At 42.3% G+C, this 22,555-nt stretch carries 19 protein-coding genes; 8 read left to right on the top strand and 11 right to left on the bottom strand.

All coding sequences use genetic code 11. The annotated features are described in order from the left end of the window. Window positions 1-309: 309 nt before the first annotated feature. Complete coding sequence (locus tag M3I01_RS12160) at window positions 310-1,527, top strand: MFS transporter (protein WP_255896159.1); 1,218 nt, start codon at window positions 310-312, stop codon at window positions 1,525-1,527. Window positions 1,528-1,538: 11 nt separating this feature from the next. Here M3I01_RS12160 and M3I01_RS12155 read toward each other — a convergent pair whose 3' ends face one another. Beyond that, window positions 1,539-2,462 carry a helix-turn-helix domain-containing protein gene (locus tag M3I01_RS12155; RefSeq protein WP_255896158.1) on the bottom strand — a complete coding sequence of 308 codons (924 nt, stop codon included), beginning with the start codon at window positions 2,460-2,462 and terminating at the stop codon, window positions 1,539-1,541. A gap of 222 nt (window positions 2,463-2,684) precedes the next feature. Between M3I01_RS12155 and exaC the strand changes: the two genes are divergently transcribed. After that, the gene (exaC, locus tag M3I01_RS12150; RefSeq protein ID WP_255896157.1) at window positions 2,685-4,202 is read left to right on the top strand and encodes an acetaldehyde dehydrogenase ExaC; all 1,518 of its coding nucleotides are present in this window, start codon (window positions 2,685-2,687) and stop codon (window positions 4,200-4,202) included. 355 nt (window positions 4,203-4,557) lie between these two features. Here the strand turns inward: exaC and M3I01_RS12145 are convergent, their stop codons facing one another. Next, window positions 4,558-4,683: a hypothetical protein gene (locus tag M3I01_RS12145; RefSeq protein ID WP_255896156.1), complete on the bottom strand. Its 126-nt coding sequence runs from the start codon at window positions 4,681-4,683 to the stop codon at window positions 4,558-4,560. A 336-nt stretch (window positions 4,684-5,019) separates the two neighbouring features. On the opposite strand from M3I01_RS12145, the gene M3I01_RS12140 reads away from it, so the two are divergent. The 5 genes from M3I01_RS12140 to M3I01_RS12120 all read left to right on the top strand — a co-directional run bounded on the left by M3I01_RS12140 (window position 5,020) and on the right by M3I01_RS12120 (window position 10,756). Further along, complete coding sequence (locus tag M3I01_RS12140) at window positions 5,020-6,402, top strand: L-serine ammonia-lyase (RefSeq protein ID WP_255896155.1); 1,383 nt, start codon at window positions 5,020-5,022, stop codon at window positions 6,400-6,402. A gap of 335 nt (window positions 6,403-6,737) precedes the next feature. Further along, window positions 6,738-8,312: an inorganic phosphate transporter gene (locus M3I01_RS12135; RefSeq protein WP_255896154.1), complete on the top strand. Its 1,575-nt coding sequence runs from the start codon at window positions 6,738-6,740 to the stop codon at window positions 8,310-8,312. 133 nt (window positions 8,313-8,445) lie between these two features. After that, window positions 8,446-9,147, top strand: coding sequence for a hypothetical protein (locus M3I01_RS12130; protein ID WP_255896153.1), 702 nt, complete (start codon window positions 8,446-8,448; stop codon window positions 9,145-9,147). Window positions 9,148-9,233: 86 nt separating this feature from the next. Next, the gene (locus tag M3I01_RS12125) at window positions 9,234-10,016 is read left to right on the top strand and encodes a hypothetical protein (protein ID WP_255896152.1); all 783 of its coding nucleotides are present in this window, start codon (window positions 9,234-9,236) and stop codon (window positions 10,014-10,016) included. Window positions 10,017-10,135: 119 nt separating this feature from the next. Beyond that, complete coding sequence (locus M3I01_RS12120; protein WP_255896151.1) at window positions 10,136-10,756, top strand: LysE family translocator; 621 nt, start codon at window positions 10,136-10,138, stop codon at window positions 10,754-10,756. A gap of 36 nt (window positions 10,757-10,792) precedes the next feature. Here the strand turns inward: M3I01_RS12120 and M3I01_RS12115 are convergent, their stop codons facing one another. Both M3I01_RS12115 and M3I01_RS12110 read right to left on the bottom strand, forming a co-directional pair. After that, window positions 10,793-12,787 (bottom strand): DNA topoisomerase III, encoded by a 1,995-nt coding sequence (locus M3I01_RS12115; RefSeq protein WP_275565100.1) that lies wholly within the window; start codon window positions 12,785-12,787, stop codon window positions 10,793-10,795. 68 nt (window positions 12,788-12,855) lie between these two features. Next, window positions 12,856-13,338: a universal stress protein gene (locus M3I01_RS12110; protein ID WP_255896149.1), complete on the bottom strand. Its 483-nt coding sequence runs from the start codon at window positions 13,336-13,338 to the stop codon at window positions 12,856-12,858. 438 nt (window positions 13,339-13,776) lie between these two features. Here M3I01_RS12110 and M3I01_RS12105 point away from each other — a divergent pair, with 438 nt between their 5' ends. Then, complete coding sequence (locus M3I01_RS12105; protein WP_275565099.1) at window positions 13,777-14,397, top strand: FKBP-type peptidyl-prolyl cis-trans isomerase; 621 nt, start codon at window positions 13,777-13,779, stop codon at window positions 14,395-14,397. Between the two features lie 80 nt (window positions 14,398-14,477). Here M3I01_RS12105 and M3I01_RS12100 read toward each other — a convergent pair whose 3' ends face one another. From M3I01_RS12100 to M3I01_RS12070, 7 genes are all read right to left on the bottom strand, one after another. After that, entirely contained in the window at window positions 14,478-14,894 is a 417-nt protein-coding gene (locus M3I01_RS12100) for a GNAT family N-acetyltransferase (protein WP_255896148.1), read from the bottom strand. Between the two features lie 9 nt (window positions 14,895-14,903). After that, a complete protein-coding gene (locus M3I01_RS12095) occupies window positions 14,904-16,097 on the bottom strand; it encodes a cupin domain-containing protein (protein ID WP_255896147.1) in 1,194 nt (397 codons plus the stop codon). Window positions 16,098-16,190: 93 nt separating this feature from the next. After that, on the bottom strand, window positions 16,191-17,564 hold the full coding sequence (purB, locus tag M3I01_RS12090) for an adenylosuccinate lyase (RefSeq protein ID WP_255896146.1): 1,374 nt from the start codon (window positions 17,562-17,564) through the stop codon (window positions 16,191-16,193). Window positions 17,565-17,731: 167 nt separating this feature from the next. Further along, a complete protein-coding gene (locus M3I01_RS12085) occupies window positions 17,732-19,951 on the bottom strand; it encodes an NADP-dependent isocitrate dehydrogenase (protein ID WP_255896145.1) in 2,220 nt (739 codons plus the stop codon). A gap of 277 nt (window positions 19,952-20,228) precedes the next feature. Next, window positions 20,229-20,858: a high frequency lysogenization protein HflD gene (gene hflD / locus M3I01_RS12080; protein ID WP_255896144.1), complete on the bottom strand. Its 630-nt coding sequence runs from the start codon at window positions 20,856-20,858 to the stop codon at window positions 20,229-20,231. A gap of 43 nt (window positions 20,859-20,901) precedes the next feature. Beyond that, window positions 20,902-22,029: a tRNA 2-thiouridine(34) synthase MnmA gene (mnmA, locus tag M3I01_RS12075; protein WP_255896143.1), complete on the bottom strand. Its 1,128-nt coding sequence runs from the start codon at window positions 22,027-22,029 to the stop codon at window positions 20,902-20,904. A gap of 76 nt (window positions 22,030-22,105) precedes the next feature. Further along, window positions 22,106-22,555 (bottom strand): NUDIX hydrolase (locus tag M3I01_RS12070; RefSeq protein WP_255896142.1); only part of this gene is annotated, 450 nt, incomplete at its 5' end.

Here is a 22,555-nt window from a genome sequence, read left to right as displayed (position 1 = left end):
ACGCCAGCCCACTTAAGGATTCATAGATACAAAGCGGTAATATATTCTGAGTGGTTTGTATGGTTATGACGTCGATAAGGAATAAGTCAAAAGCCTAAGAATTGTGGATGTTGTCTTGGTAGGCTTTGTATTGCTTAGTTTGAATGAAATGTCTCAGAAAGCGTGAAAAGATTGTGCTAATTTAATGTCTTATTTTATCAGGATGATAAATAGCCCCCTTGTTTATCGGTAAACCTTATTGCAGGTTCGCCTGAGAAAATCTGCTATGTAGGCAGACTAAACTGCTCGTTTATTATCAAGGATTATACATTGATTAACTCTGACACCTATTCGTTTTTTAATGAACGCTTGTCTCGATGGCTGCTGCTGTTTTGCTTGGTCGCCGTTGGGATTGGTCAATCTTTTATTTTTACCTCTTTACCTCCAATCGGCCGAGAAATTGGCTTAGCCGATGTGCGAATCAGCACACTAATTACGGCAGGTGCAGCAACATTTGTGGTCGCCGCTTTTCTTTGGGGCGGTATTATTAACCGTATTGGTCGCGTACGTTCTGTGATTATTGGTATGAGCTGTTATGCGTTGACTATTGCGCTGACAGGGTTTGTTTTACAAGAAGCCTTGGCTAAAAACCTATCAGCCGAGCAGACTTATTATTGGGTGTTTGCATTACGTATTGTCTTTTCACTTGGAATAGCTGGTGTTTTGCCTTCTATTCAGACCTTTTTGATTGCGCATACTGATATTAAACATCGTAGTTCAACCATAGCGATGATTGGTGCTTCTTTTAGTATAGGTATGATTTTAGGGCCTGCTTTTGCGTCTTTATTGAGTAGTTTAGGCCTCACTGCGCCTTTTTACATTATTGCTTTTTTGGCTGGCTGTGCGGCTTTATTTGTTGTTCTGTTTGTAAAAGATAAAAAACATGTTCGTCAGTTCGAAAGACCGCCTGCGATCAATTGGTTTAAAGAACCTGTGATGCCATTTTTGGGAATGTCTACCTTGGCTATTTTATCTGTGACGGGTATTCAGCAGATTATGGGTTTTTTAATTCAGGACAGATTTCAGCTTGATGTGGCACAAACAACGCATCAGCTTGGATTTGCCATGATGACGATGTCTTGTTTTAGTATTTTGGTACAAATGATTCTAGTACCTAGATTTCAATTGGGTGTGGTTACCTTGATTTTCTCTGGTGTTGTCATGGGAGTGCTTGCTCAACTTGCCTTTATTTTGTTAGATTCTTATGTTGGCATTTTGTTTGCGATGGGGTTATTTGGAGCCGGTTTTGGTTTCTTGTTTCCTGGTATTGTGACGGCACAAACCTTGTTGGTAAAAGATGATCAGCAAAGTCGTTTGGCCAGTATGAATGCCTCTATGCAAGGACTTGGCGCTGCATTGGGACCGGTAATTCTTGCTTCTTTGTACCAGTTAGGGCAGTTGGTTCCCTTTCTTGGTTTGATGTTTGCCCTTCTCTTTATGTTAGGCGTTTTTGTCTATTGTAAGTCTAAATTAAAACATGTTTTTTAGCGTTTCTTCGATTATGAATTGAGTTTTTTCTGAGTCACTTGACGCGGTGAAATACCAAAGTGTTGGTGGAAGCGTCGACTGAAGTGACTCAAGCTAAGATAGCCTAGTTCATAGCTCACTTCTGTTACTGAACACTTTTCTTGTAAACGCTGATAGGCTCGGCTCATTCTTCGTTGGTGTTGATATTCTACTGGTGTGCAGCCAAGTTGTCGTTTGAAGCTTTCATAGAAACGGCTACGACTCATGCACGCATTCTTTGCCAGAAAGTTTATATCCAGTGGCAAGGCAAGGTGTTGTTCTATCCAATGAATAACGCAGGTCAAACCATTGGCGTCTGGCGTATTTTGGCTAAACCGCAATAGTGCGTCTCTACCATGATGTCTGAGTATTCGCGTGACCAATTCACTGACACCAAAATCGACCAGTAAGTCTCGGTCAGGATCATTCTGTACAAACTCACTGGTTAGTCGATCAAGCAATTGTTGCGTGGCTTGCGTGTGCATTGTATGTAGGTGCTGGTTTGGGTCTAAGGTAACGCTAGAAGGTAAGGCTTTGACCATGATGTCATTCATCCGGTCACAGATTTGAGCCACTCTTTCTTTTGAGATTGCAATGGTTAGACAGGTCGTAGGGCTATTTCGCTGAGCTTCTGGAAAGTCGATGAACACCTCTTCTTGTGGGGCTAGAATAAAGGACTCATGGGGTAAAAATGCGATATTGTCATGGTCTTTAGTGTGCATTACTTTTGCGCCGGTCACCATGCCACAGTAAAGAAGAGAATCTGCTTTTAGGCTGACTTTTTTTGCCTGTTCATAAGTATCGTAAATACTTAATTCTGAATGCGGGCCCGCAAAGCAGACACGGTTTTCGACCAGTTGTGTGGGTGAGCGTTTTTGCTCGAGTAATGTTTTTTCTGTAGATGCAGAACGGTTCATTTACACACCTCTTTTATTTTAATCGTATGGCGTGGTTAATTTTCGTGTGCTTATCATCACTCTTGACTGGTTATGGGTCAATACAAATACATCAATAGAAATGGATCGCTAGACAAGTTTCATGGACTGACAGGCAAGTTTTATTTTCGCTTTGTTTCTACTCTTACTACCAAGGTTAAAAATAAAGCCTGAAATAAAAACAACAATAATGGAGACGATTTTATGATCTATGCCCAACCTGGTAGTAATGGCAGCCTGATTACATTTGAAGCTGAGTACGGTAATTTTATCGGAGGCGAGTGGGTGGCTCCGGTAAAAGGTCAGTATTTTGATAATATTAGTCCCGTCAATGGCGAAGTGTTTTGCCGAATTCCTCGTTCTACAGAGGAAGATATCAATCTTGCGCTTGATGCAGCGCATGCTGCTCGTGTGGGGTGGGGTAAAACGTCGGTTACTAATCGCTCTAACATTTTGTTAAAAATAGCCGACCGAATCGAACAACATCTAGAAGCCCTTGCTGTCGCAGAAACATGGGACAACGGCAAAGCGATTCGAGAAACATTAAACGCAGACATTCCTTTGGCGGCCGATCATTTTCGTTACTTTGCAGGGTGCTTGAGAGCGCAAGAAGGCAGCACAGCTGAATTAGATGAACATACAGTGGCTTATCATTTTCACGAACCATTGGGTGTTGTCGGTCAAATTATTCCTTGGAATTTTCCAATCTTGATGGCGGCGTGGAAATTGGCGCCTGCACTAGCGGCGGGTAACTGCGTGGTGCTAAAACCAGCAGAACAAACACCGGCGTCTATTCTTGAATTGGTTAAAGTCATTCAAGACTTGCTACCACCTGGCGTGTTAAATATTGTAAATGGCTATGGGAAAGAGGCGGGGCAAGCGCTCGCAAGCAGCAAACGTATTGCTAAAATTGCCTTTACTGGATCGACTCCTGTCGGCTCACATATTTTGAAATGCGCGGCTGAAAATATCATTCCTTCTTCTGTTGAGTTAGGTGGTAAGTCTCCTAATATCTATTTTGCCGATGTGATGAAGCAAGAAGACGCTTTTATCAGTAAATGTGTTGAAGGTTTAGTGCTGGCTTTCTTTAACCAAGGAGAAGTTTGTACTTGCCCATCTCGTGCATTGGTTCATGAGTCTATTTATGACGAGTTTATGGCGTTGGTGATCGAGCGCACTAAAACCATTAAGCGCGGAAACCCATTGGATACTGACGTACAAGTCGGGGCTCAGGCGTCGAAAGAGCAATTCGATAAAATACTGAGTTACATTGATATTGGTAAAAAAGAAGGCGCAGAGTTACTGATAGGTGGTGGTGTTGAGTCGATTGATGGTTTGAATCAAGGGTTCTATGTCCAGCCAACATTGTTTAAAGGCTCTAACGACATGCGTATTTTTCAAGAAGAAATTTTTGGTCCTGTTGTTAGTGTCACAACTTTTAAAGATGAAGCAGAGGCGCTTGCCATTGCAAACGACAGTGAGTTTGGCCTAGGAGCGGGAGTGTGGACGCGAGACACAAATCTTGCTTATCGTATGGGGCGCAACCTAGAGGCAGGCCGTGTATGGATGAATTGCTATCACCAGTATCCTGCTCATTCCGCTTTTGGTGGTTATAAAAAATCCGGTGTGGGTCGTGAAACACATAAAATGGCGCTAGAGCATTATCAGCAAACGAAGAACATGCTAATTAGCTATGATGTCAATCCTCTAGGTTTCTTCTAACCTGTTTATTTGAGCATTGAGCTGAATCCCTCTGACAATAAAACCCCCATTGACGATTTCGTTAATGGGGGTTTTTCTATTTGGCTATTTTGAACCTCTTAGTGGATCTTTTACGATCCTTGAACTTAATAATCTCACCAGATCTTAAACGCTTTTGATAAGACAAGTGTTCTCTTTTAGTAATCGGCATTAATAAGCACAAGCTGACAATATTACCAAGGCAATTGAGTGGCCAATACTACAAGATTGAGTGAATCCAAAATACACAGTGAAAGACGGTGGCGCCGGTTACTAACCATAGGGCAATCCATGGAAAGCTCGTTCCAGGAAGAGGAGCAAAGATGAGACAAATAAATCAGCCCATTACATTGCCGAAAATTTCATTCACTACCGCATCAATCCCTTCTGCATGAGTCGATGAGCTCAAGCTTAATAAAAGTAATGCAGCGGTCACGCTAAATAGATAAGTGTAATTTTTCATAGTGACGCTCCTCAGCTGACAACGGTAATAGGCTAAGCTTTAAAGATAGGCTATTTTTATTCTTTAAAAAGAGATGCAGAAGTTTAGTTGCGAAGCCTTTGTGGATGTCTGATTTTAGTCATTTTAAGTTTCTATTTGATTCTTACGTTGCTTGTGTATTTATCTTATCGCGCCATAAAGCTGCCTAATTTTGTATTAATGCTTCAATATTATGAAAAATACTTGTTTCCGATTGGAAACTTTATCTCTTAAGTGATAATTTCGTTTGTTAGTACTATCGTATTTTTGTATTTTGATCGTCGTACGGGTGAAAGCCTGATGACAGAGGAAAAGGTTATGGCAATCAGTTTATTTGATCTGTTTAAAGTGGGCATTGGACCGTCAAGTTCTCATACTGTTGGCCCTATGGTGGCAGCAAATCAATTTGCTCACCAATTACAAGATCGACATTTATTATCGAAAGTAACTCGCTTAAAAGTGGATCTATATGGTTCGCTTGGTGCCACAGGCAAAGGCCATGGCACTGGAACGGCTGTATTAATGGGGCTTGAAGATGAACTGCCAGAGTCCATTGATCCAAGCGGTGTGAGTGAGCGCGTTAAGCAAATAGAGAGTCTGTCGCAGCTGAATCTATTAGCTCAACAAACTATCAATATTGATGTTGCCACAGACATTATTTATCACCGTATTGATCGCTTGGATTTTCATGCGAATGGTATGGTTCTAGTGGCTTTTGATGTTGACGGTCAAGCTATTCATCAAGCGACATTTTATTCTGTTGGTGGTGGTTTTATTGTCCAAGAAGATGAACATGGGAATGTGGCGTTAGTTGAAGATACTACTGAACTCCCTCATGTTTTTCATGATGCCGAAACGCTCATTCAGCTTTGCCGAACACAAGACAAGAGCATTGCGCAGATTATGATGGAAAATGAAAAATATTGGAGAACAGAGGAAGAGATTAAACAGGGAATTCTTTCAATCTGGTCTGCAATGAAAGCCTGTGTACAGCAAGGAATTCGCAATGAAGGTATTTTACCTGGTGGTCTGAAGGTAAAGCGAAGAGCAGCAAGTTTGTATAGGGATTTAACCAGTAAAACGCGTATGGATATGATTACACCGTCACTAGGAGCAATGGACTGGGTGAATCTTTATGCTTTGGCGGTAAATGAAGAAAATGCCGCCGGTGGTCGAGTGGTAACCGCTCCCACAAATGGCGCAGCAGGTATTATTCCTGCAGTTTTACATTATTACTGGGAGTTTTGTCCTCGTTCTAGCGAAGAGGGAATTATTGATTTCTTCCTTACGGCCGCGGCTATTGGATTTTTGTTTAAAGAGAATGCCTCTATTTCTGGTGCTGAAGTTGGTTGTCAGGGGGAGGTCGGATCGGCTTGCGCTATGGCGGCGGCTGGTTTGGCAGCCGCTACAGGGGGCTCTCCTGAGCAAATAGAAAATGCCGCAGAAATTGGTATGGAGCATAATTTAGGATTAACGTGTGACCCTATTGGAGGGTTAGTGCAGGTACCTTGTATTGAACGTAATGCCATGGGGTCCATGAAAGCCATTAACTCTGCCAGTATGGCGCTTCGGGGAGATGGAACGCACTACGTTTCTCTAGATAAGGTGATTCGTACTATGCGCGATACAGGACGAGATATGAATGATAAATACAAAGAAACATCGCGCGGTGGACTAGCGGTTAATGTGATTGAGTGTTAATTATTCTGTATTTATTGCTCTATGTTAATAGTGTGTTGTTTGGATATTTAAACTGTAACAAAACCGTCATATTTCTGTAGTATATTTCTATTCAGTGCCTTGTTAAGGCACTTTTTTTGTTCTTTTTTGAGTCGTCGCTATCAATGATTTTAGGGGTTTTTATCTAAAGACTCGCAGTGTAGAATGACGCGAAATTTACATTTTATCAAAATGTAACGGGATGAATTGAGAGCCGAATTAATTTGAGATGCTAGGATCAGCATGGCGTTGTTAATGTCGAGTCCCCTTAACTAACAACGGTTTGGTATAGATTAATTATAGAAAGAAGAGCCCGTATGGATCTTACAAATAGCCCGAAAGAAGAATCCACTTTATTGAGTGGACATGAGTTTGTTCGTGTATTAATCGCTTTAGCGTTTGTGTTAGCCGCCGGTTTTTATGCATCATCTAATGGTGTGGGGGTTTCTAATCTGTCCATTTTAGCCATAGCAGCGGCAATAGGCGCTTACATGGCGGTAAATATTGGTGCCAATGATGTCGCCAATAATGTGGGGCCAGCGGTAGGGTCTAAAGCGTTGTCTATGACAGGTGCAATTTTAATTGCAGCTATTTTTGAAGCGGCTGGTGCTTTGATTGCTGGTGGTACGGTTGTTGGAACCATTAAGAACGGTATTATAAACCCGAACTCAATAGGCGATACTGAAACCTTTATATGGGTCATGATGGCGGCTTTACTTGCGGGTGCAATTTGGCTTAATTTAGCCACATATCTCGGCGCACCGGTTTCGACAACACACTCTATTGTTGGTGGTGTTTTAGGTGCTGGTATTGCTGCGGGTGGTTTGGATATTGCGAACTGGGATAAATTGATTGCTATTGTTGCAAGTTGGGTTATCTCGCCTGTGTTGGGTGGCGTCATTGCGGCTTTGTTTTTGATGTACATCAAACGTTCAGTTACCTACAAAAGTGACATGATTGAATCGGCCAAGAAAGTTGTTCCTTTGCTTGTTGCATTCATGGTTTGGGCGTTTTCTACTTACCTGATTCTGAAAGGTTTGAAGAAAATTTGGCAATTAGATTTTGTTACTGCGGGTCTTATTGCGCTTGCGATTGCATTGACTGTTTATTTCATTGTTCGACCTATGGTAGAAAAAGCCGCGTCGTCGTTGGAAAATAACAAAGATGCGGTGAATAGTTTGTTCACCCTTCCTCTTATTGTGTCTGCGGCGTTGTTAAGTTTTGCGCATGGTGCGAATGATGTGGCCAATGCCATCGGACCTCTTGCAGCGATTAACGACGCTTTGATGACAGGGGCTGTGTCTAGTAAGGCGTCTATCCCTCTTTGGATCATGGTAGTGGGGGGGTTGGGTATTGCAGTCGGTCTTGCTTTGTTTGGCCCTAAGCTGATTAAGACGGTCGGGTCTGAAATTACAGAGTTAGACAAAACTCGAGCATTTTGTGTTGCCATGGCCGCCGCTATTACCGTTATTATTGCGTCTCAGCTTGGTTTACCTGTGAGTTCTACGCATATTGCTGTTGGTGGTATTTTTGGCGTAGGCTTTTTACGTGAGTATTTAAAACTGTCTTACGAGAAGAAGTTGGCAGCGATTACTTCTCATTCTGAGTCAGCGGGTCTTAATGGACAGCAGACTCAAGAGTTTGTTAAAAGGTTCAAGTTAGCCGATGTAGAAGAGAAGCGCAGCATTTTGAAAGAGTTGAAAGCAGCGCAATCGTCTTCACCTATTTCTTCTTCAGAGCGTAAAGGGTTGAAGAAAGCCACGAAGAAAGAATTAGTTAAACGTTCTGCTCTATTACGTATTGCAGCAGCGTGGGTAATTACTGTTCCTGCTTCCGCTTTACTGGCCGCTATGATTTTTTATATGTTACTTGGATTTTCGATCGCTCGATAAATAAGTTAAGCGATATACAAAAAAAGATCAGATTCTCTGGTCTTTTTTTGTATTCATAGCGTCGTCAGTGTTATATAAAAGTATGTTACTTATTTGTTTTTAAAGAAAGTCAGTGTTAGACGGTTGTTAAGTAGTGAAATCAAATATGTTTGTTTTAGCTTTAGTTGTTTTATTGGTTTTGTGCTGCTTGCTTCCTGCTTTTTTCCGATGGAAAAAACATCGAAAAGCGCTAAGGGAAAGACTACTTTCTCGTTTATCGAGTCGAAGTGAACGATTGCTTTACTCTTTAGAGATGATATCCGATCGCTATCTAACGAAAGAGACCAACGTTTTTTTCTTGGAATATTTACTTTATGTGATTGGACAGCTAAAAAATGCTAATTATCAGTCAAAGTTTGTGTCAAAACAGGGTTTTTTAGTAGATTGTTTGACTGAATTAAAGTCAGGACGACAACAAGTGACTAGGGATCGTGTAGGGAGCCAAGAGCAATTTGATCAAGTTTGTGATGCGCTTCAGTACATTCTTAGAGAAATGAGGAATATTCCAGAAAATCGTGTCGTCAGTCGAGTGATAGTAAAGCACCATATTGTTTTAGTTAGATATGCTCATGCATTAGCTTATCGTGATTTACTGGTAAAACAGGCTGGACTGGATTTAGAAAATGATAAAAAAGGGCTGGCATTAGAAAAATATCGAATTGCTTTGTCCTCAATAGAAAAGAACCGTTCCGTGAGTAGCTCGAAAAGAGAGATAGTGCGCCTACAAAACATGATACAGGATGTTGAAAAGGTTTTATTTTCAAAAAGAGATAAAACGGAATCTGAGTTGAAGTAAGTTGGCGAGTTTTATTGCATTAACCTTTAGAAGCAGAATAGGATGTTGTCCTGCTATAAACCTTACTAAGGTAAACTACGTATCATATGACAGCTGTAACCATTACTGTACTTTTGCTCGTGATCGGTGGATTTATTGCCTTTGCAATTTTTCTTCAGTTAAAAGAGCAGGCACGATTGGAGAAATTGCGTAAAGTAGCATTGCTTAATAATCAATTGCGTCAAGTACGTCGGTATCTCGATGATATGCCACCTCAATATCAGCCCAAAGACATGAGGTTGTGGTTATTCTCTCGCATGATTATCATATACGATCAGTTATTGGAGCTTCAGCCGGATGCCACACTGACTCGTCGTCGTGGTCATTTAGCGGAAGAAATGTCTGAGTTTCAAGCGAGTAAGCAGAAAAGGCGCGCTAAGCCGATGAATGATGAGCTTCTGATACTTGAAGTAAAGCGCTTGTTTGAATCTTTTAAATCGTTTTTAGTGTTGTCTCAAAAAGAAAAGTCTATCAATTCGGATATTGCTCATCGATATGGCAAATTATTAAACTTTTATCATTATAAAATTAATGCGGATTATCATTCATATCTTGCTCGTAAGGCATTTTTGAGTGGTCAAATGGAGACGGCTGTTGATATGTATAAAGAGGCTTTATCTCAATTAGCACCGATCAAAGAATCGCTTGAGGCTCAACCAGTCATTCTTAAAATCAAAGATCTGCTTCAAGAAATTCAAGACGATCTTGCTTTACAAAAAGCCGAAGAAGAAATGAGTAAAAGCATGGAAAGTGAAGGCGAAGAGGAGTTAGATGATGAATGGAGTAAATTTATAGAAGATTCTACGTTTCAGACAAAAAAACGCTTTTAATTATATTCAGCTTCTACCATGATGATTTTGCTATTTTAATAAGAGTCTGGCTCTTGCTAGCTCCCACAGATTACACCGTTTTCTTTCCAATTTAACCTCATTTTAGTAAGGATTTCTTTGTGAATCTCGCACTTCTTTCTGCATTTATACCGACGTTCTTTTTTGTGTCTATTACTCCAGGTATGTGCATGACATTGGCGATGACATTGGGTATGACAATTGGTGTAAAACGTGCGCTTTGGATGATGCTAGGTGAGCTTGTAGGTGTTGCAACCGTGGCTATTTTGTCAGCGATTGGAGTGGCGGCATTATTATTGAATTATCCTAATGTATTTATCGTACTGAAATACATCGGAGGTGCTTATCTTGCTTTTGTTGGTCTTCAAATGTGGTTATCTAAAGGTAAAATGGCCATTAAAGCGGATGCTAATGACACCAAACCCGCCTCACGAATTGACCTAATATCGCAAGGCTTTGTAACTGCAATAGCAAACCCTAAAGGCTGGGCATTTTTTGTTGCGTTATTACCGCCTTTTTTAGATGCCAGTCAGCCTCTTACAAGTCAGTTAGCTGTGCTGATTACGATTATTCTAACGCTTGAGCTGACGTGCTTACTTATTTATGCGGCGGGTGGCAGAACACTTAAATCGATTCTAATGCAAAGTGGTAATGTAAGAATTATGAATCGTATTGCGGGCTCATTAATGATTGGTGTTGGCGTTTGGCTAGCCGTTGGTTAATGCGTTGATTAAGCTTTATTGAGAAGACTACTTTTATCAAGAAGACGCTTTTGGGCGTCTTCTTGCGTTTGAGGTTGTGGATTTTGCATTGGTAGCTTTGCGCGTACCTGTTGATTTTTTACTGGTTGAGCTTTTTCGTTTGGTAAACGGATTTTTCGGTGATGGTAGGTTTTGTAATGCTGAGGTTGGCATATCCCGAGAAGCGTTCAGTAGCTGATTTAAATTCCCTTCTAAGTTCGTCATAAAGTCTTGATAACTGGCTTCGCCAAGACTGATGCCGTTAAGAGTAGATTCCCATTGAGCTGTCATATCGGGAGTGACTAATTGCTCTGGTAAACAATCAATAAAAGCACGACCTGTTTGGCTGGCGTGAATTTGTTTGCCTTGCCTCATTAGAAAATTCCTCTTGAAAAGAAGCTCTATAATACTGGCGCGTGTGGCTTCAGTGCCTAGACCATCGGTTTCTTTTAGAATCGCGCGAATGTCTTTATTGGTGACAAAGCGGCTAATCCCCGTCATAGCCGCTAGCAAGGTTGCATCCGTAAAAGCAGCGGGTGGGGTGGTGATTTTTTCTTGAACTTGCCCTTTTGTACACCATAATGTATCTGCTTTTTTTAGCTTTGGTAAGATGCTTTGGTTTTCTTCGTCTGAATCTTGGCTTTTTGCTTTGTTGGGTAAAAGAGCTTTCCAACCGAGTGAGATAGGCGTATTACCTTTTGCTTCAAAGTGGCCGCCTTCGATTTCCAATTTAATATAAGACGCGAGGTAATCGTATTCTGGGTAAAACTGCATTAAATATTGTCGGGCAATTAGGTTAAATACCAAGGTTTCGGTTTTAGATAATGACGCGGCTTTGTGTGCTTGCGTCGTTGGGATGATGGCATGGTGGGCCGTGACTTGTTTGTCATTCCACACTTTGTTTTTTTTCGATGCGTCGGCGCTTTCAGCACCTTGTTGTATTTCACCGCCCGAGCGAATGAGTGCTGCAATGATCGCAGGTGCGTCTTTGTGTTGTTGGGTCGGTAAATAACGGCAATCAGATCGTGGATACGTGATCATCTGATGACGTTCATAAAGTGTTTGGCAAATATCTAATACTTGCTGAGCAGAAAGGGAGAAGGCTTTGGCTGCATCAATTTGAAGTGCCGACAAACTGTAGGGTAATGGTGCTGGCTGCTTTTTTTGCTTGTAGTTAGCGTCCACAACGAGAGCGGGTTTATTCGTAATACGATTGGCAACATTTTGTGCAAGCGGTAAGCTCAGCACTCGGTTTTCTTCATCCATATAGGGTTGGCAAGACTCGCTTGGCAGCCATTTTGCTTGGAACTCAACGCCTTGATGCGTTTGTACATTTGCCCATACCTGATAAAAATCCTTTGGAACAAAGGCTTCTCTTTCTTTGTCCCTGGCAGCAACAAGCCCTAATACCGGGGTTTGTACTCGCCCTATCGATAAAACGCCCTGATAACCCGCTTGGCGTCCTTTAATGGTGTAAGCGCGCGTTAGGTTCAAGCCAAACAACCAATCTGCACGAGCACGACCAAGTGCCGACCGAGATAAGGCCGAGAATTCACTGTTTAAACGTAAGTTTGATAACGATTTTTTGACAGCGGAGGGCGTTAAGTCATTGATCAAAAGGCGCTGTGTGCTTTTTAACTTTTGTGCTGGAACCTTGGTGTAGTGAAGGACTTCGTCGACTAAAAGTTGTCCTTCTCTGTCTGGATCGCCAGCATGAACAAGGTGTGTCGCTTTTTTGATGAGTTTCTTCAGAATGCCAAGTTGCTTTTTGGTATTGGTTTTTTCTTGCCACTGCCATTCTGTTGGGATAATAGGTAAGTGATCTATATTCCAGACTTTAAAAGCGGGGTTGTATTGATGAGGTTCTGCTTGTTCGAGTAAGTGACCTATGCACCAACTGACGCAGTCCCCATTTGGCAGCCAAATACAGCCTTCTTCTTTTTTCTGAGGTGACGGTAGGGCAGCTGCAATAGCACGTGCAAGGCTGGGTTTCTCTGCAATATAAAGAATCATAAATACACTTACTGGTTATATATACAGTAAGTGTATCTAAGAGCGAGGAGCGTGGCTAGAGTAAGTGGCTATTTTATAGGTACAACTAGCACAGGAATGGTGCTGTTGTGTATGACTTTATTGGCCGTAGAGCCGAGAATCATTTGCCCTAATCGACTGTGTGTTCTGCTGTTCATAACAATCAAGTCGGCATTCTGAGCTTTTGCTATCTGTTGAATACAGTCTGAAGGTGCGCCGCTGGTGATGAGTGTCTCAGGTGGATATTCTAAAGTGGAAAGTTCTTCCACATGTTGTTGCATATAATTGCTCAGCATTTGTTCCATACGGTTATGAATGTCTTTTTGCGCCTCTTTTCGCATAGAAACGATTACTTCTTCTGAAATATAGTTATTGATCATGTTGGACGCTTGAGCATTTAGCGGTTCCATTACATGCATTAATATTATTTTTGCTTTGTGTAAATTGGCTAAATTCAGCACAAGCTCCATGGCTGCTTGAGTTTGGTTTTCTAAATCGCAGGCGTAAATAATCGTGTTTATTTTAGGTAGCATGGCAAAGTCCTTTGTTTATGTGCTGATAGCTTATTCCTTTTAGCTTTTTCTTTTCTGATCTATGTCAATCATCATACTGCTTGGCTTTTTCATCACATCTGATAAGTTGTGAGAGAGCTGTCGATCAACGTTATTAGCGAATAAAAAACAGCCAATGGAAGATACAAAGATAAAGCCAACAAAAAGTATCCCCCAATAATCGATTGTTTTTTTAGTGTTGTACCTCTTGATGGACGGAACAAAAGTTTTCGTTTTCATCATGCGCTCCAAAGTGAATAACTATCCAATAGATGATAATGAATATCATTTAATAAATCTATGGGGTTATATAGATAAAGTTTGGATAGGGAAGATTTAAGGTGCGGAATATCTTCTGAGATTCTGGCTATGTTATAATACGCGCTCAATTTTATAGGCAATGAATAAGAGAGTGTAATCATGTCAGAACTGTCTTTCGACTCGAATGAAGCAAAAATCGCATACGGCATTGGTCGTCAAATTGGCGATCAACTACGCGGTAGTGATCTTGGTGAGTTATCTCTAACACATCTTTTTGCAGCGATTGAAGATTCTTTGAATCAAGCTGAGATGCGCGTTCCCGGCGAACAGCTAGAAGCAGCTTTTGCTGAGCTTCAGCAAAAAATGGAAGAAAAAAGCCGTGCAGCGTCTGAAGGCACTGTTAAAGAGGGCGAAGCCTTTCTTGCAGAAAACAAAGCAAAACCTGGTGTTCAAACAACGGAAAGTGGCTTGCAGTTTGAAGTGCTTGAAGAAGGTACTGGTGCGACACCTAGCCGTGAAGCAACCGTTCGTGTTCATTACGAAGGTCGTTTGCTTGATGGTCAAGTATTTGACAGCTCAATCGCCCGTGGCGAACCCATTGAATTTCCACTAACTGGTGTTATTGCTGGTTGGACTGAAGGTCTTCAGTTGATGAAAGAAGGCGCGAAACACCGTCTTACGATCCCTGCTGAATTGGCATACGGTGCTCAAGGTGCTGGTGCAATGATCCAACCTCATTCTGTTCTTCAGTTTGATGTTGAGTTGATCGCGGTTGTTTAAGTAGTTTTTAAACACAAAAAAAACGAGCAATCTTAAACGGGTTGCTCGTTTTTTTATACGTCGAAAAAGTAGAAAAGACGCTAAATCTCTCTTGCCATACGTATGTGCATTTTTCCGGCTTCTAGAAAGACCTTTCCATCCGTTCGGAAATTTTGTTTTTCATAAAAAGTTTGTACATCCACCTGAGCATGTAAAAATACCGTTCGAATGCCCATTTCTCTGGCCACTTTAACCGCTCGGTTTAGTAGCATTTCACCGTAGCCTTGATGACGATAAGCTGGCAAAACAGCCAATCGTCCGATTTGACCATCTTCCGTTAGTCGACAGGTTCCTGTCGGGACAGCAGTCGTCCCGAAAGAGACAAAGTGGACGGCTTCTTTATCATGCTCGTCCCATTCGTCTTTAGGGTCTATACCTTGCTCAATAATAAAGACTTGCTTGCGCACGAAGGTGATCTGGTCTGTGCTGCTGTTCCAGTCTGATGTTAATGCTTTCATGTTGTCCTCTTATTCTTCTGACGCGACAAGTTCAATGATGCCTTGTTGACGAATTAGGAATCGCACGAGAGGCTCTAAATCTTTATTTTGATTCAAATCCAACCCTGAAAAATCAAACTCAATTTGATCTGTAATAGCTTGAACGAAAGGGGCTAATTCATTGCTGACTTCTAAATTCTCGCCATTACAAAAAACGCACATGGTATTGTCATTGGTTGATAGATAGTAACAAATTCGAGCATCGCCAGGGCGAATAAAGGTTTGCCCTTGTGTGGCACTTTCAAACGCTTCATTTAGTTCTTTTCCATTCAACGGCACCAAATACTCAGGGTATTTGCTTTCGCTCATGGTTTCACCTAACCAGTTTGCCAATAGGTCTGGCTGATTGATTAAGCGAGTAAGCTCTGCCTGTAAATAAGCAATATCGTCTGAATGAATTTGCGCGTTATGCTCACGTTTGCCAGTTTCTGGTGCCGCGAAACGATCTTTTACATTGACTGTTTCGCATAACTTATCACGGACACCCGTTAATGCATCTTGCAAGCTAGGCGCACGGAAACCGATAGAGTAAGTCATGCAATCATCGTCCATAGCGCGGCCATTGTGGGCAAAATTAGGCGGCAAATATAAAATATCGCCTGCTTCAAGCTCCCAGTCCATGTCTGGATTGGCGTTGAAATTATCTAAAATATGTAAGGAAATATCTGAAATAGCAGAATCTTGGTACTCTTTCGGAGTGAGTACTTGCCAGCGGCGCTTTCCAGCCACTTGTGCTAAGAAAACATCGTATTGATCATAATGAGGGCCAACACTGCCGCCTTCGGTTGCGTAGCTGACCATTACATCGTCTAAACGCCAACTTGGTAGAAATTGAAATTGTTCTTTTAGTGTCTGGATTTCAGGAACCCAATGATCGACTGCTTGAACCAGTAGCGTCCACTCTTTTTCAGGCAGAGAGGAAAAAGTACTTTCATCGAAGGGGCCTTGCTGTGTTTCCCATGGTGTTTTTCCATTTTCGATAACAATACGTGACTCTACTTCTTCTTCCATCGCCATGCCTGCCAGTTCATCGGCTTCCAATGGCACGTGAAAATCTACCAGACCAGCACGAATGAGCAGTGGTTTTTTTTGCCAGTATTCATTCAAAAAGGTGTGTGCTGTCATACCGCCAAGAATCGTTAAAGGCGTTGTTAGATCTGTCATAGGTGGCTCACGAAAATAAAAAATCAGTTGGAATACAAAGACAAAAAAGAGCCGATAAATCGGCTCTTTTTTGTGTTTTCTTAAAAGCTAAACTTAGTTGCGGATAGCTTTCGCTTGAGCAACAGCATTACCAATATAAGTACCTGGTGTTAATGCTTTTAGTTCTGCTTTTGCTTGTTCTGGCATGTCTAGCGTCTCAACGAAGGCTTCGATAGTTGCTTGGTCGATTGTGCGGCCACGAGTTAACTCTTTTAGTTTCTCGTAAGGCGATTCAATACCGTAGCGACGCATCACGGTTTGAATTGGCTCAGCCAGCACTTCCCATGCAGCGTCTAAGTCTGCGTTTAGACGAGGTGCGTTGATTTCAAGTTTGCTGATGCCTTTTAGTGTGGATTGATAAGCAATTAAACTGTGTGCCAAACCAACACCTAGATTACGCAATACAGTCGAATCCGTTAAGTCACGCTGCCAGCGAGAAATTGGCAACTTTGCGCTTAAGTGACCCATGATAGCGTTCGCAATACCCAAGTTACCTTCGGAGTTTTCAAAGTCGATTGGGTTAACTTTGTGTGGCATAGTTGATGAGCCAATTTCACCTGCAATCGTTTTCTGTTTGAAAAAGCCCATAGAAATATAGCCCCAAACATCTCGGTCGAAATCGAGAAGAATGGTGTTGAAACGACACATAGCATCGAATAGTTCAGCGATGTAATCGTGTGGCTCTATTTGAGTTGTGTATGGGTTCCAAGTCAAACCAAGAGACGTCACAAACGCTTCGGCGTGAGCTTGCCAATCGACGTCCGGATAAGCAGAAAGGTGAGCGTTATAGTTACCAACAGCGCCGTTTATTTTGCCTAAAAATTCAATTTTTTCAATTTGTGTCAGCTGGCGACTAAGGCGAGCTGCCACATTGGCCATTTCTTTACCTACCGTTGAAGGAGAGGCGGTTTGTCCGTGTGTGCGAGACAACATAGGTTGTTCCGCGTGCTCAATCGCAAGGTCTTGAATAGCGGTAATAACATTTTTCAGTTCTGGAACAATGCCTTCTTCCAGCGCTTCACGAAGCATTAACCCGTGAGATAGGTTGTTGATGTCTTCTGACGTACAAGCAAAGTGTACAAATTCAGAGACGGTCGCCAATTCTGCGTTGTCAGCCATTTTGTTTTTAATAAAATATTCAACGGCTTTGACATCGTGATTGGTGGTTTTCTCAATGTCTTTAATGGCTTGAGCATCGGCTTCATTAAAGTTGTCTGCCAATTGATCCAAGAAAGCGCTCGCTTCATTGCTCAATGTTGGAACTTCGATGATTTGTGGGTGCTTAGCAAGCGCCTGTAGCCAGCGAACTTCGACTATAACCCGCATACGTAGCAAACCGTATTCGCTCACAGAGCGACGTAATACGTCCGTTTTCGATCCGTAACGACCGTCGATAGGGGAAATTGCATTTAAGCTAGTTAGTTCCATTGAGATAACGCCTCGAACATGGTTTTCAGGGAGCGGCTATTATAGGCAAAAGGGAGGAGGTAATACAGGGATTAGGGGGATGTATTGACATAAAAAAGCCCAGATGCCCATTAAATAATAAATATCTAAAGGGCGTCCGGGCTTAGCTTTACAAAGGTCTTTTTAATTTATAGAGACGCTAATGCTTGGTTGAAGGTGTCACTTGGGCGCATGATCTTAGTCACTTCTTCAAGGTTAATATGGTAATAACCAGATAAACCAGCAGGCTTGCCTTGTACTGCAGCCAGTTCAGCAACGATGGTTGTTTCTTTCGCCGCTAACGCTTTTGCCAAAGGTGAAAATTTAGTAGCAAGCTCAGCATTCTCTGTTTGAGTTGCCAGTTCTTGAGCCCAGTACAGCGCTAAGTAGAAATGGCTACCACGGTTATCAATTTCGCCCGATTTACGAGAAGGCGACTTGTTGGTGTCTAATAACTTGCCGGTTGCTTTGTCTAGGCACTTAGCAAGAATAATGGCTTTCTCGTTGTTGTGCTTGATACCAAGTTCTTCGAAAGACACCGCCACGGCCAAAAATTCACCCAGTGAATCCCAACGAAGATGGTTTTCCTCCATCAGCTGTTGAACGTGCTTAGGAGCAGAACCACCAGCGCCTGTTTCATACATGCCGCCGCCTTCCAGCATTGGAACGATAGAGAGCATTTTCGCAGAGGTACCTAATTCCAAGATTGGGAACAAATCCGTTAGGTAGTCACGAAGAATGTTGCCTGTCACTGAAATAGTGTCTTCGCCACGAATGATGCGTTCCATAGAGAAACGGATCGCTTCGTTGTAAGACATGATACGAATGTCTAGACCGTTTGTATCATGGTCTTTTAGATACGTTTCAACTTTATTGCGAAGCTGGTTATCGTGAGGACGATTTTCATCCAACCAAAAAACAGCAGGTGTATCAGACTGGCGAGCACGAGTAACGCCCAATTTTACCCAATCACGGATTGGAGCGTCTTTTGTTTGGCATGCGCGCCAGATATCGCCTTTTTCTACCGCGTGCTGCATTAGGACATTGCCATTCGCATCAACAATACGCATCGTACCGGCGGCTGCTATTTCAAACGTTTTATCATGAGAACCGTATTCTTCTGCTTTTTGCGCCATTAGGCCAACGTTTGGAACGGTACCCATAGTGACTGGGTCGAACGCGCCATTGGTTTTACAGAAATTAATTGTTTCTTGGTAAATGCGAGCATAAGTGCTGTCTGGAATAACGGCTTTAGCGTCATGTGCTTTACCGTCACGACCCCACATTTTACCAGAGTTACGAATCATTGCTGGCATAGAGGCATCAACAATAACGTCACTTGGTACGTGTAGGTTAGTGATGCCTTTGTCTGAATCAACCATGGCCAATTCTGGACGAGTATCGTAGCAAGCTTGGATGGCTTGTTTGATTTCTTCTTGTTTCGCTTCTGGTAGTGTTTGGATCTTATCGTAAACACTGCCTAGACCGTTGTTAGGATTCACACCGATTTCTTTAAACAATTCACTGTATTTTTCGAAAACGTCTTTGTAGAAAACGGTGACAGCGTGACCAAATACGATTGGGTGAGACACTTTCATCATGGTTGCTTTTAAGTGCACAGACCACATGATGTTGTCTTTTTTCGCTTCTTGTAAGGATGCTTCGAAGAAAGCGCGAAGCTTGGCGCAGCTGATGTTCATGCTGTCTAGTATTTCACCCGCGAGAAGAGGAAGTGTTTTTTTCACTTCAACTGAACCGTCTTTTCCAACGAATTCAATCTTAACGGTTTGAGCAGAATCCATTGTTACGGACTGTTCAGAAGAGTAAAAGTCACCATCGCGCATATAGTCGGCGTGAGACGTTGATGTTTTGCTCCACTTACCCATTGAGTGAGGGTTTTTACGAGCGAAACCTTTTACGGCGGCAGGAGCGCGTCGGTCAGAGTTACCTTGGCGTAGAACAGGGTTTACCGCACTGCCCAATACTTTTGAATAACGCGCTAGTACGTCTTTTTCAGCGTCAGTTTGTGCATTTTCTGGGTAGTCAGGGAGGTCGTAGCCTTGTGTTTTAAGCTCTTTGATGGCTGCATATAGTTGTGGCAGAGAAGCACTGATGTTAGGCAGTTTTACAATATTTGCTTCAGGAGAGGCGGTTAGATCGCCTAAGAATTTCAAACCATCTTCCGCTTGCTTGTCGGCAGGCAATAGGTCAGAAAAAGAAGAAATAATACGGCTTGCCAAAGAAATGTCAGTCAGTTTAAGTTCGATGTCTGCTTCTTTTGCGAAAGCGCCAAAGATAGGAAGCAAAGACGCGGTAGCAAGTGCTGGTGCTTCATCGGTTAACGTGTAGTAAATGGTTTGTTTCGACATGTAGTTCCCCTTACGTTTTAGACTGTTTTATAGTTAGCCTATTGAATCTAAGATGGCTTTTAGCCGCCATTCTCTATTTTAGTTTTTAAACAGAAAACGGGTTCACAGGTTAAAAATTTGCTCAATATAGTACCTAAAAAACGCGGCTAGAGATATCGGCTCTATTGTATACTCGAAATTGATTTCAGTTATTCGATACCCTGCCCCGACAGCTTATTTTATGCTTTAGTCTCTATTTCAATAGGCATAAAAAAAGACCCGACGGGCCTTTTAAGTACTAATTACGTGACTCTAAAGCATTCAGTAATGCTTTTCTTTTAAATATCAAATGCCAGCGCTTACCGCCAAGTTGTCGCCATAACATCGCGGCTCGAATACCAGACATTAAAATGGCTCGAACTTGATTGGCCACCTGTGGCTGCTGTAAGAACCGACTGTCGCCATGTACTTGAATGCGAAATGACAGTTTGCTCAATGTATCTTGGTACATGCCTGAGATCGAAGCGAGCATGTTTTCATGTAATACGCTGTCGTAATGTGCTTTCTTTTGCTCGATTTGAGCAATTTTTTGACCAATAACTGGCAGCATATCGGGTGTTTTAGAGAGCTTATGTTCAAGATGGATCATGCTAAGGGCGTATCTGAGTGTATCAGGATTAACACTGCTGCGTTCTTTGCCTAGGGCTTGTCGAGAGATTTTTCTTCCTAGGGCTAGATTACTCTGACAATCCCATTGGCCTCCATAAACATCTTCAGTAGAGGCGGCATTAACCATTAAAATACTGTCCAACATCGGCTGTAGGCTGGCGTTATCTACTTGCCCTGTTTTTGCCAAAATAGACACTAACTCTGCCGCTTGAAAAACAGCGGATAGGGCGATGGTTTGCTCTTTTTCTCTACTACTCACGTCTTTTTCTCTCAATTACTTAAGGTGATAGGGGCTCTGTAAATCATTTGTTAAAAGCAACGTTGATGATACCACCGCCAAGGCAACGGTCGTCTAGATAAAAAACCACCGATTGGCCTGGTGTGATGGCGCGTTGTGGTTCGACAAAAGATACTTCAATTTGGCCATCGGCTAATTCATTAATCGTACAGTCCTGATCTGGCTGACGATAGCGACACTTTGCTTTACACGTTAGTGGAAGTGTTGGTTTCTTTCTGGCAACCCAATCGAAGTTATCGGCAATTAAATGCGTTTTAAATAACGATTCATGTTGTCCGCCTTGGGTAACAATTAAAACATTACGTTTTAAGTCTTTTTCAACCACATACCAAGGGTCATCAGAGTATTTAGCCAAACCGCCAATGCCTAAACCTTGGCGTTGACCAATTGTGTGATACATCAAACCATGGTGGCGAGCGATTTTGTCGCCTTCTAGTGTCTCAATGTTACCAGGTTGTGCTGGTAGATATTGTTCTAAGAAATCTTTGAAGCGACGTTCACCGATAAAGCAAATACCAGTACTGTCTTTTTTATTGTGGGTGATAAGGCCAAACTTTTCCGCTAAGCGGCGGACTTCTGTTTTTTCTAATTCTCCAACCGGAAAGAGTGTTTTTGCTATTTCATCTTTACCCACGGCGTATAAAAAATAACTTTGATCTTTGTTGCCGTCTAGGCCTTTTAGCAGAAGTGGTTCGCCGTCTTTTTCGCCACGACGCACGTAATGCCCCGTTGCGATGTAATCAGCGTTCAGTGCCACAGCGTACTCTAGGAAGGCTTTAAATTTGATTTCTTTGTTGCACAGAATATCTGGATTAGGGGTTCTGCCTGCTTTGTATTCTTCTAAAAAATGCTCAAAGACATTGTCCCAGTATTCTGATGCAAAGTTTGCGGTATGAAGTTTTATACCCAATTTATCCGATACGGCTTGAGCGTCGGCAAGGTCATCTATTGCCGTGCAATATTCTGTGCCATCGTCTTCGTCCCAGTTCTTCATGAATAGGCCTTCAACCTGATAACCCTGTTGCATCAGTATAAGGGCTGATACTGAGGAATCGACGCCACCAGACATGCCCACAATGACCTTTTTATCGTGATTGGCTGGTTGATCTGTTAGGTATAGACTTTCTTTCATGACCTGTTTTTTCTCGACTATTAATTTAGTAAAACGAAGAGGCGAAGCCTCAGTGAATTGGATTGTGCATTGTACTTCATTTTTGACAGGTCGGCACAGGAGACAAGTGCTGATCTGACAAGAAGGATAAGGGAATAATGGGGTTGTTTAACGAATCTTCAATGCACGTTTTAATTAATGGGCTGCGATGCGGTAAAGCCATGATTTCGTCATAAGTTAACCAATGGCGAGAGGCAATATTTTCATCGAGTGGTTCATTGGTATCGTTTATCGGCTCACATAAAAAACACAGGCGATGATATGTGTCTGCACCGTTGAAAGGCGTGAAAGCGTACATGCCTAGTAAGCCAATGGGTTTGACAAGCCAGCCTGATTCTTCGCGTGTTTCTCTGATCACGGCGTCGATGGCGCTTTCGTTATTTTCGATGTGTCCGGCCGGTTGATTTAGGACGAGTTGGCCGTCTTGCCATTCCTTTATCATGAGGAACTGTTGTCCTTTTCTCACTAGTGCTGCGACGGTTAGGTG

Source organism: Marinomonas maritima (assembly GCF_024435075.2).
GTDB classification, from domain to species: Bacteria; Pseudomonadota; Gammaproteobacteria; order Pseudomonadales; family Marinomonadaceae; genus Marinomonas; species Marinomonas maritima.
Note: the sequence above shows the minus strand (reverse complement) of the source record. Positions and strands in the feature narration are given on the sequence as shown.

Excerpts from the sequence above, each read along its gene's own strand:
- M3I01_RS12155 (WP_255896158.1), bottom strand. The coding sequence starts at position 2,462 with ATGAACCGTTCTGCATCTACAGAAAAAACATTACTCGAGCAAAAACGC.
- exaC (WP_255896157.1), top strand. The coding sequence starts at position 2,685 with ATGATCTATGCCCAACCTGGTAGTAATGGCAGCCTGATTACATTTGAA.
- M3I01_RS12145 (WP_255896156.1), bottom strand. The coding sequence starts at position 4,683 with ATGAAAAATTACACTTATCTATTTAGCGTGACCGCTGCATTACTTTTA.
- M3I01_RS12140 (WP_255896155.1), top strand. The coding sequence starts at position 5,020 with ATGGCAATCAGTTTATTTGATCTGTTTAAAGTGGGCATTGGACCGTCA.
- M3I01_RS12135 (WP_255896154.1), top strand. The coding sequence starts at position 6,738 with ATGGATCTTACAAATAGCCCGAAAGAAGAATCCACTTTATTGAGTGGA.
- M3I01_RS12125 (WP_255896152.1), top strand. The coding sequence starts at position 9,234 with ATGACAGCTGTAACCATTACTGTACTTTTGCTCGTGATCGGTGGATTT.
- M3I01_RS12115 (WP_275565100.1), bottom strand. The coding sequence starts at position 12,787 with ATGATTCTTTATATTGCAGAGAAACCCAGCCTTGCACGTGCTATTGCA.
- M3I01_RS12110 (WP_255896149.1), bottom strand. The coding sequence starts at position 13,338 with ATGCTACCTAAAATAAACACGATTATTTACGCCTGCGATTTAGAAAAC.
- M3I01_RS12105 (WP_275565099.1), top strand. The coding sequence starts at position 13,777 with ATGTCAGAACTGTCTTTCGACTCGAATGAAGCAAAAATCGCATACGGC.
- M3I01_RS12100 (WP_255896148.1), bottom strand. The coding sequence starts at position 14,894 with ATGAAAGCATTAACATCAGACTGGAACAGCAGCACAGACCAGATCACC.
- M3I01_RS12095 (WP_255896147.1), bottom strand. The coding sequence starts at position 16,097 with ATGACAGATCTAACAACGCCTTTAACGATTCTTGGCGGTATGACAGCA.
- purB (WP_255896146.1), bottom strand. The coding sequence starts at position 17,564 with ATGGAACTAACTAGCTTAAATGCAATTTCCCCTATCGACGGTCGTTAC.
- M3I01_RS12085 (WP_255896145.1), bottom strand. The coding sequence starts at position 19,951 with ATGTCGAAACAAACCATTTACTACACGTTAACCGATGAAGCACCAGCA.
- mnmA (WP_255896143.1), bottom strand. The coding sequence starts at position 22,029 with ATGAAAGAAAGTCTATACCTAACAGATCAACCAGCCAATCACGATAAA.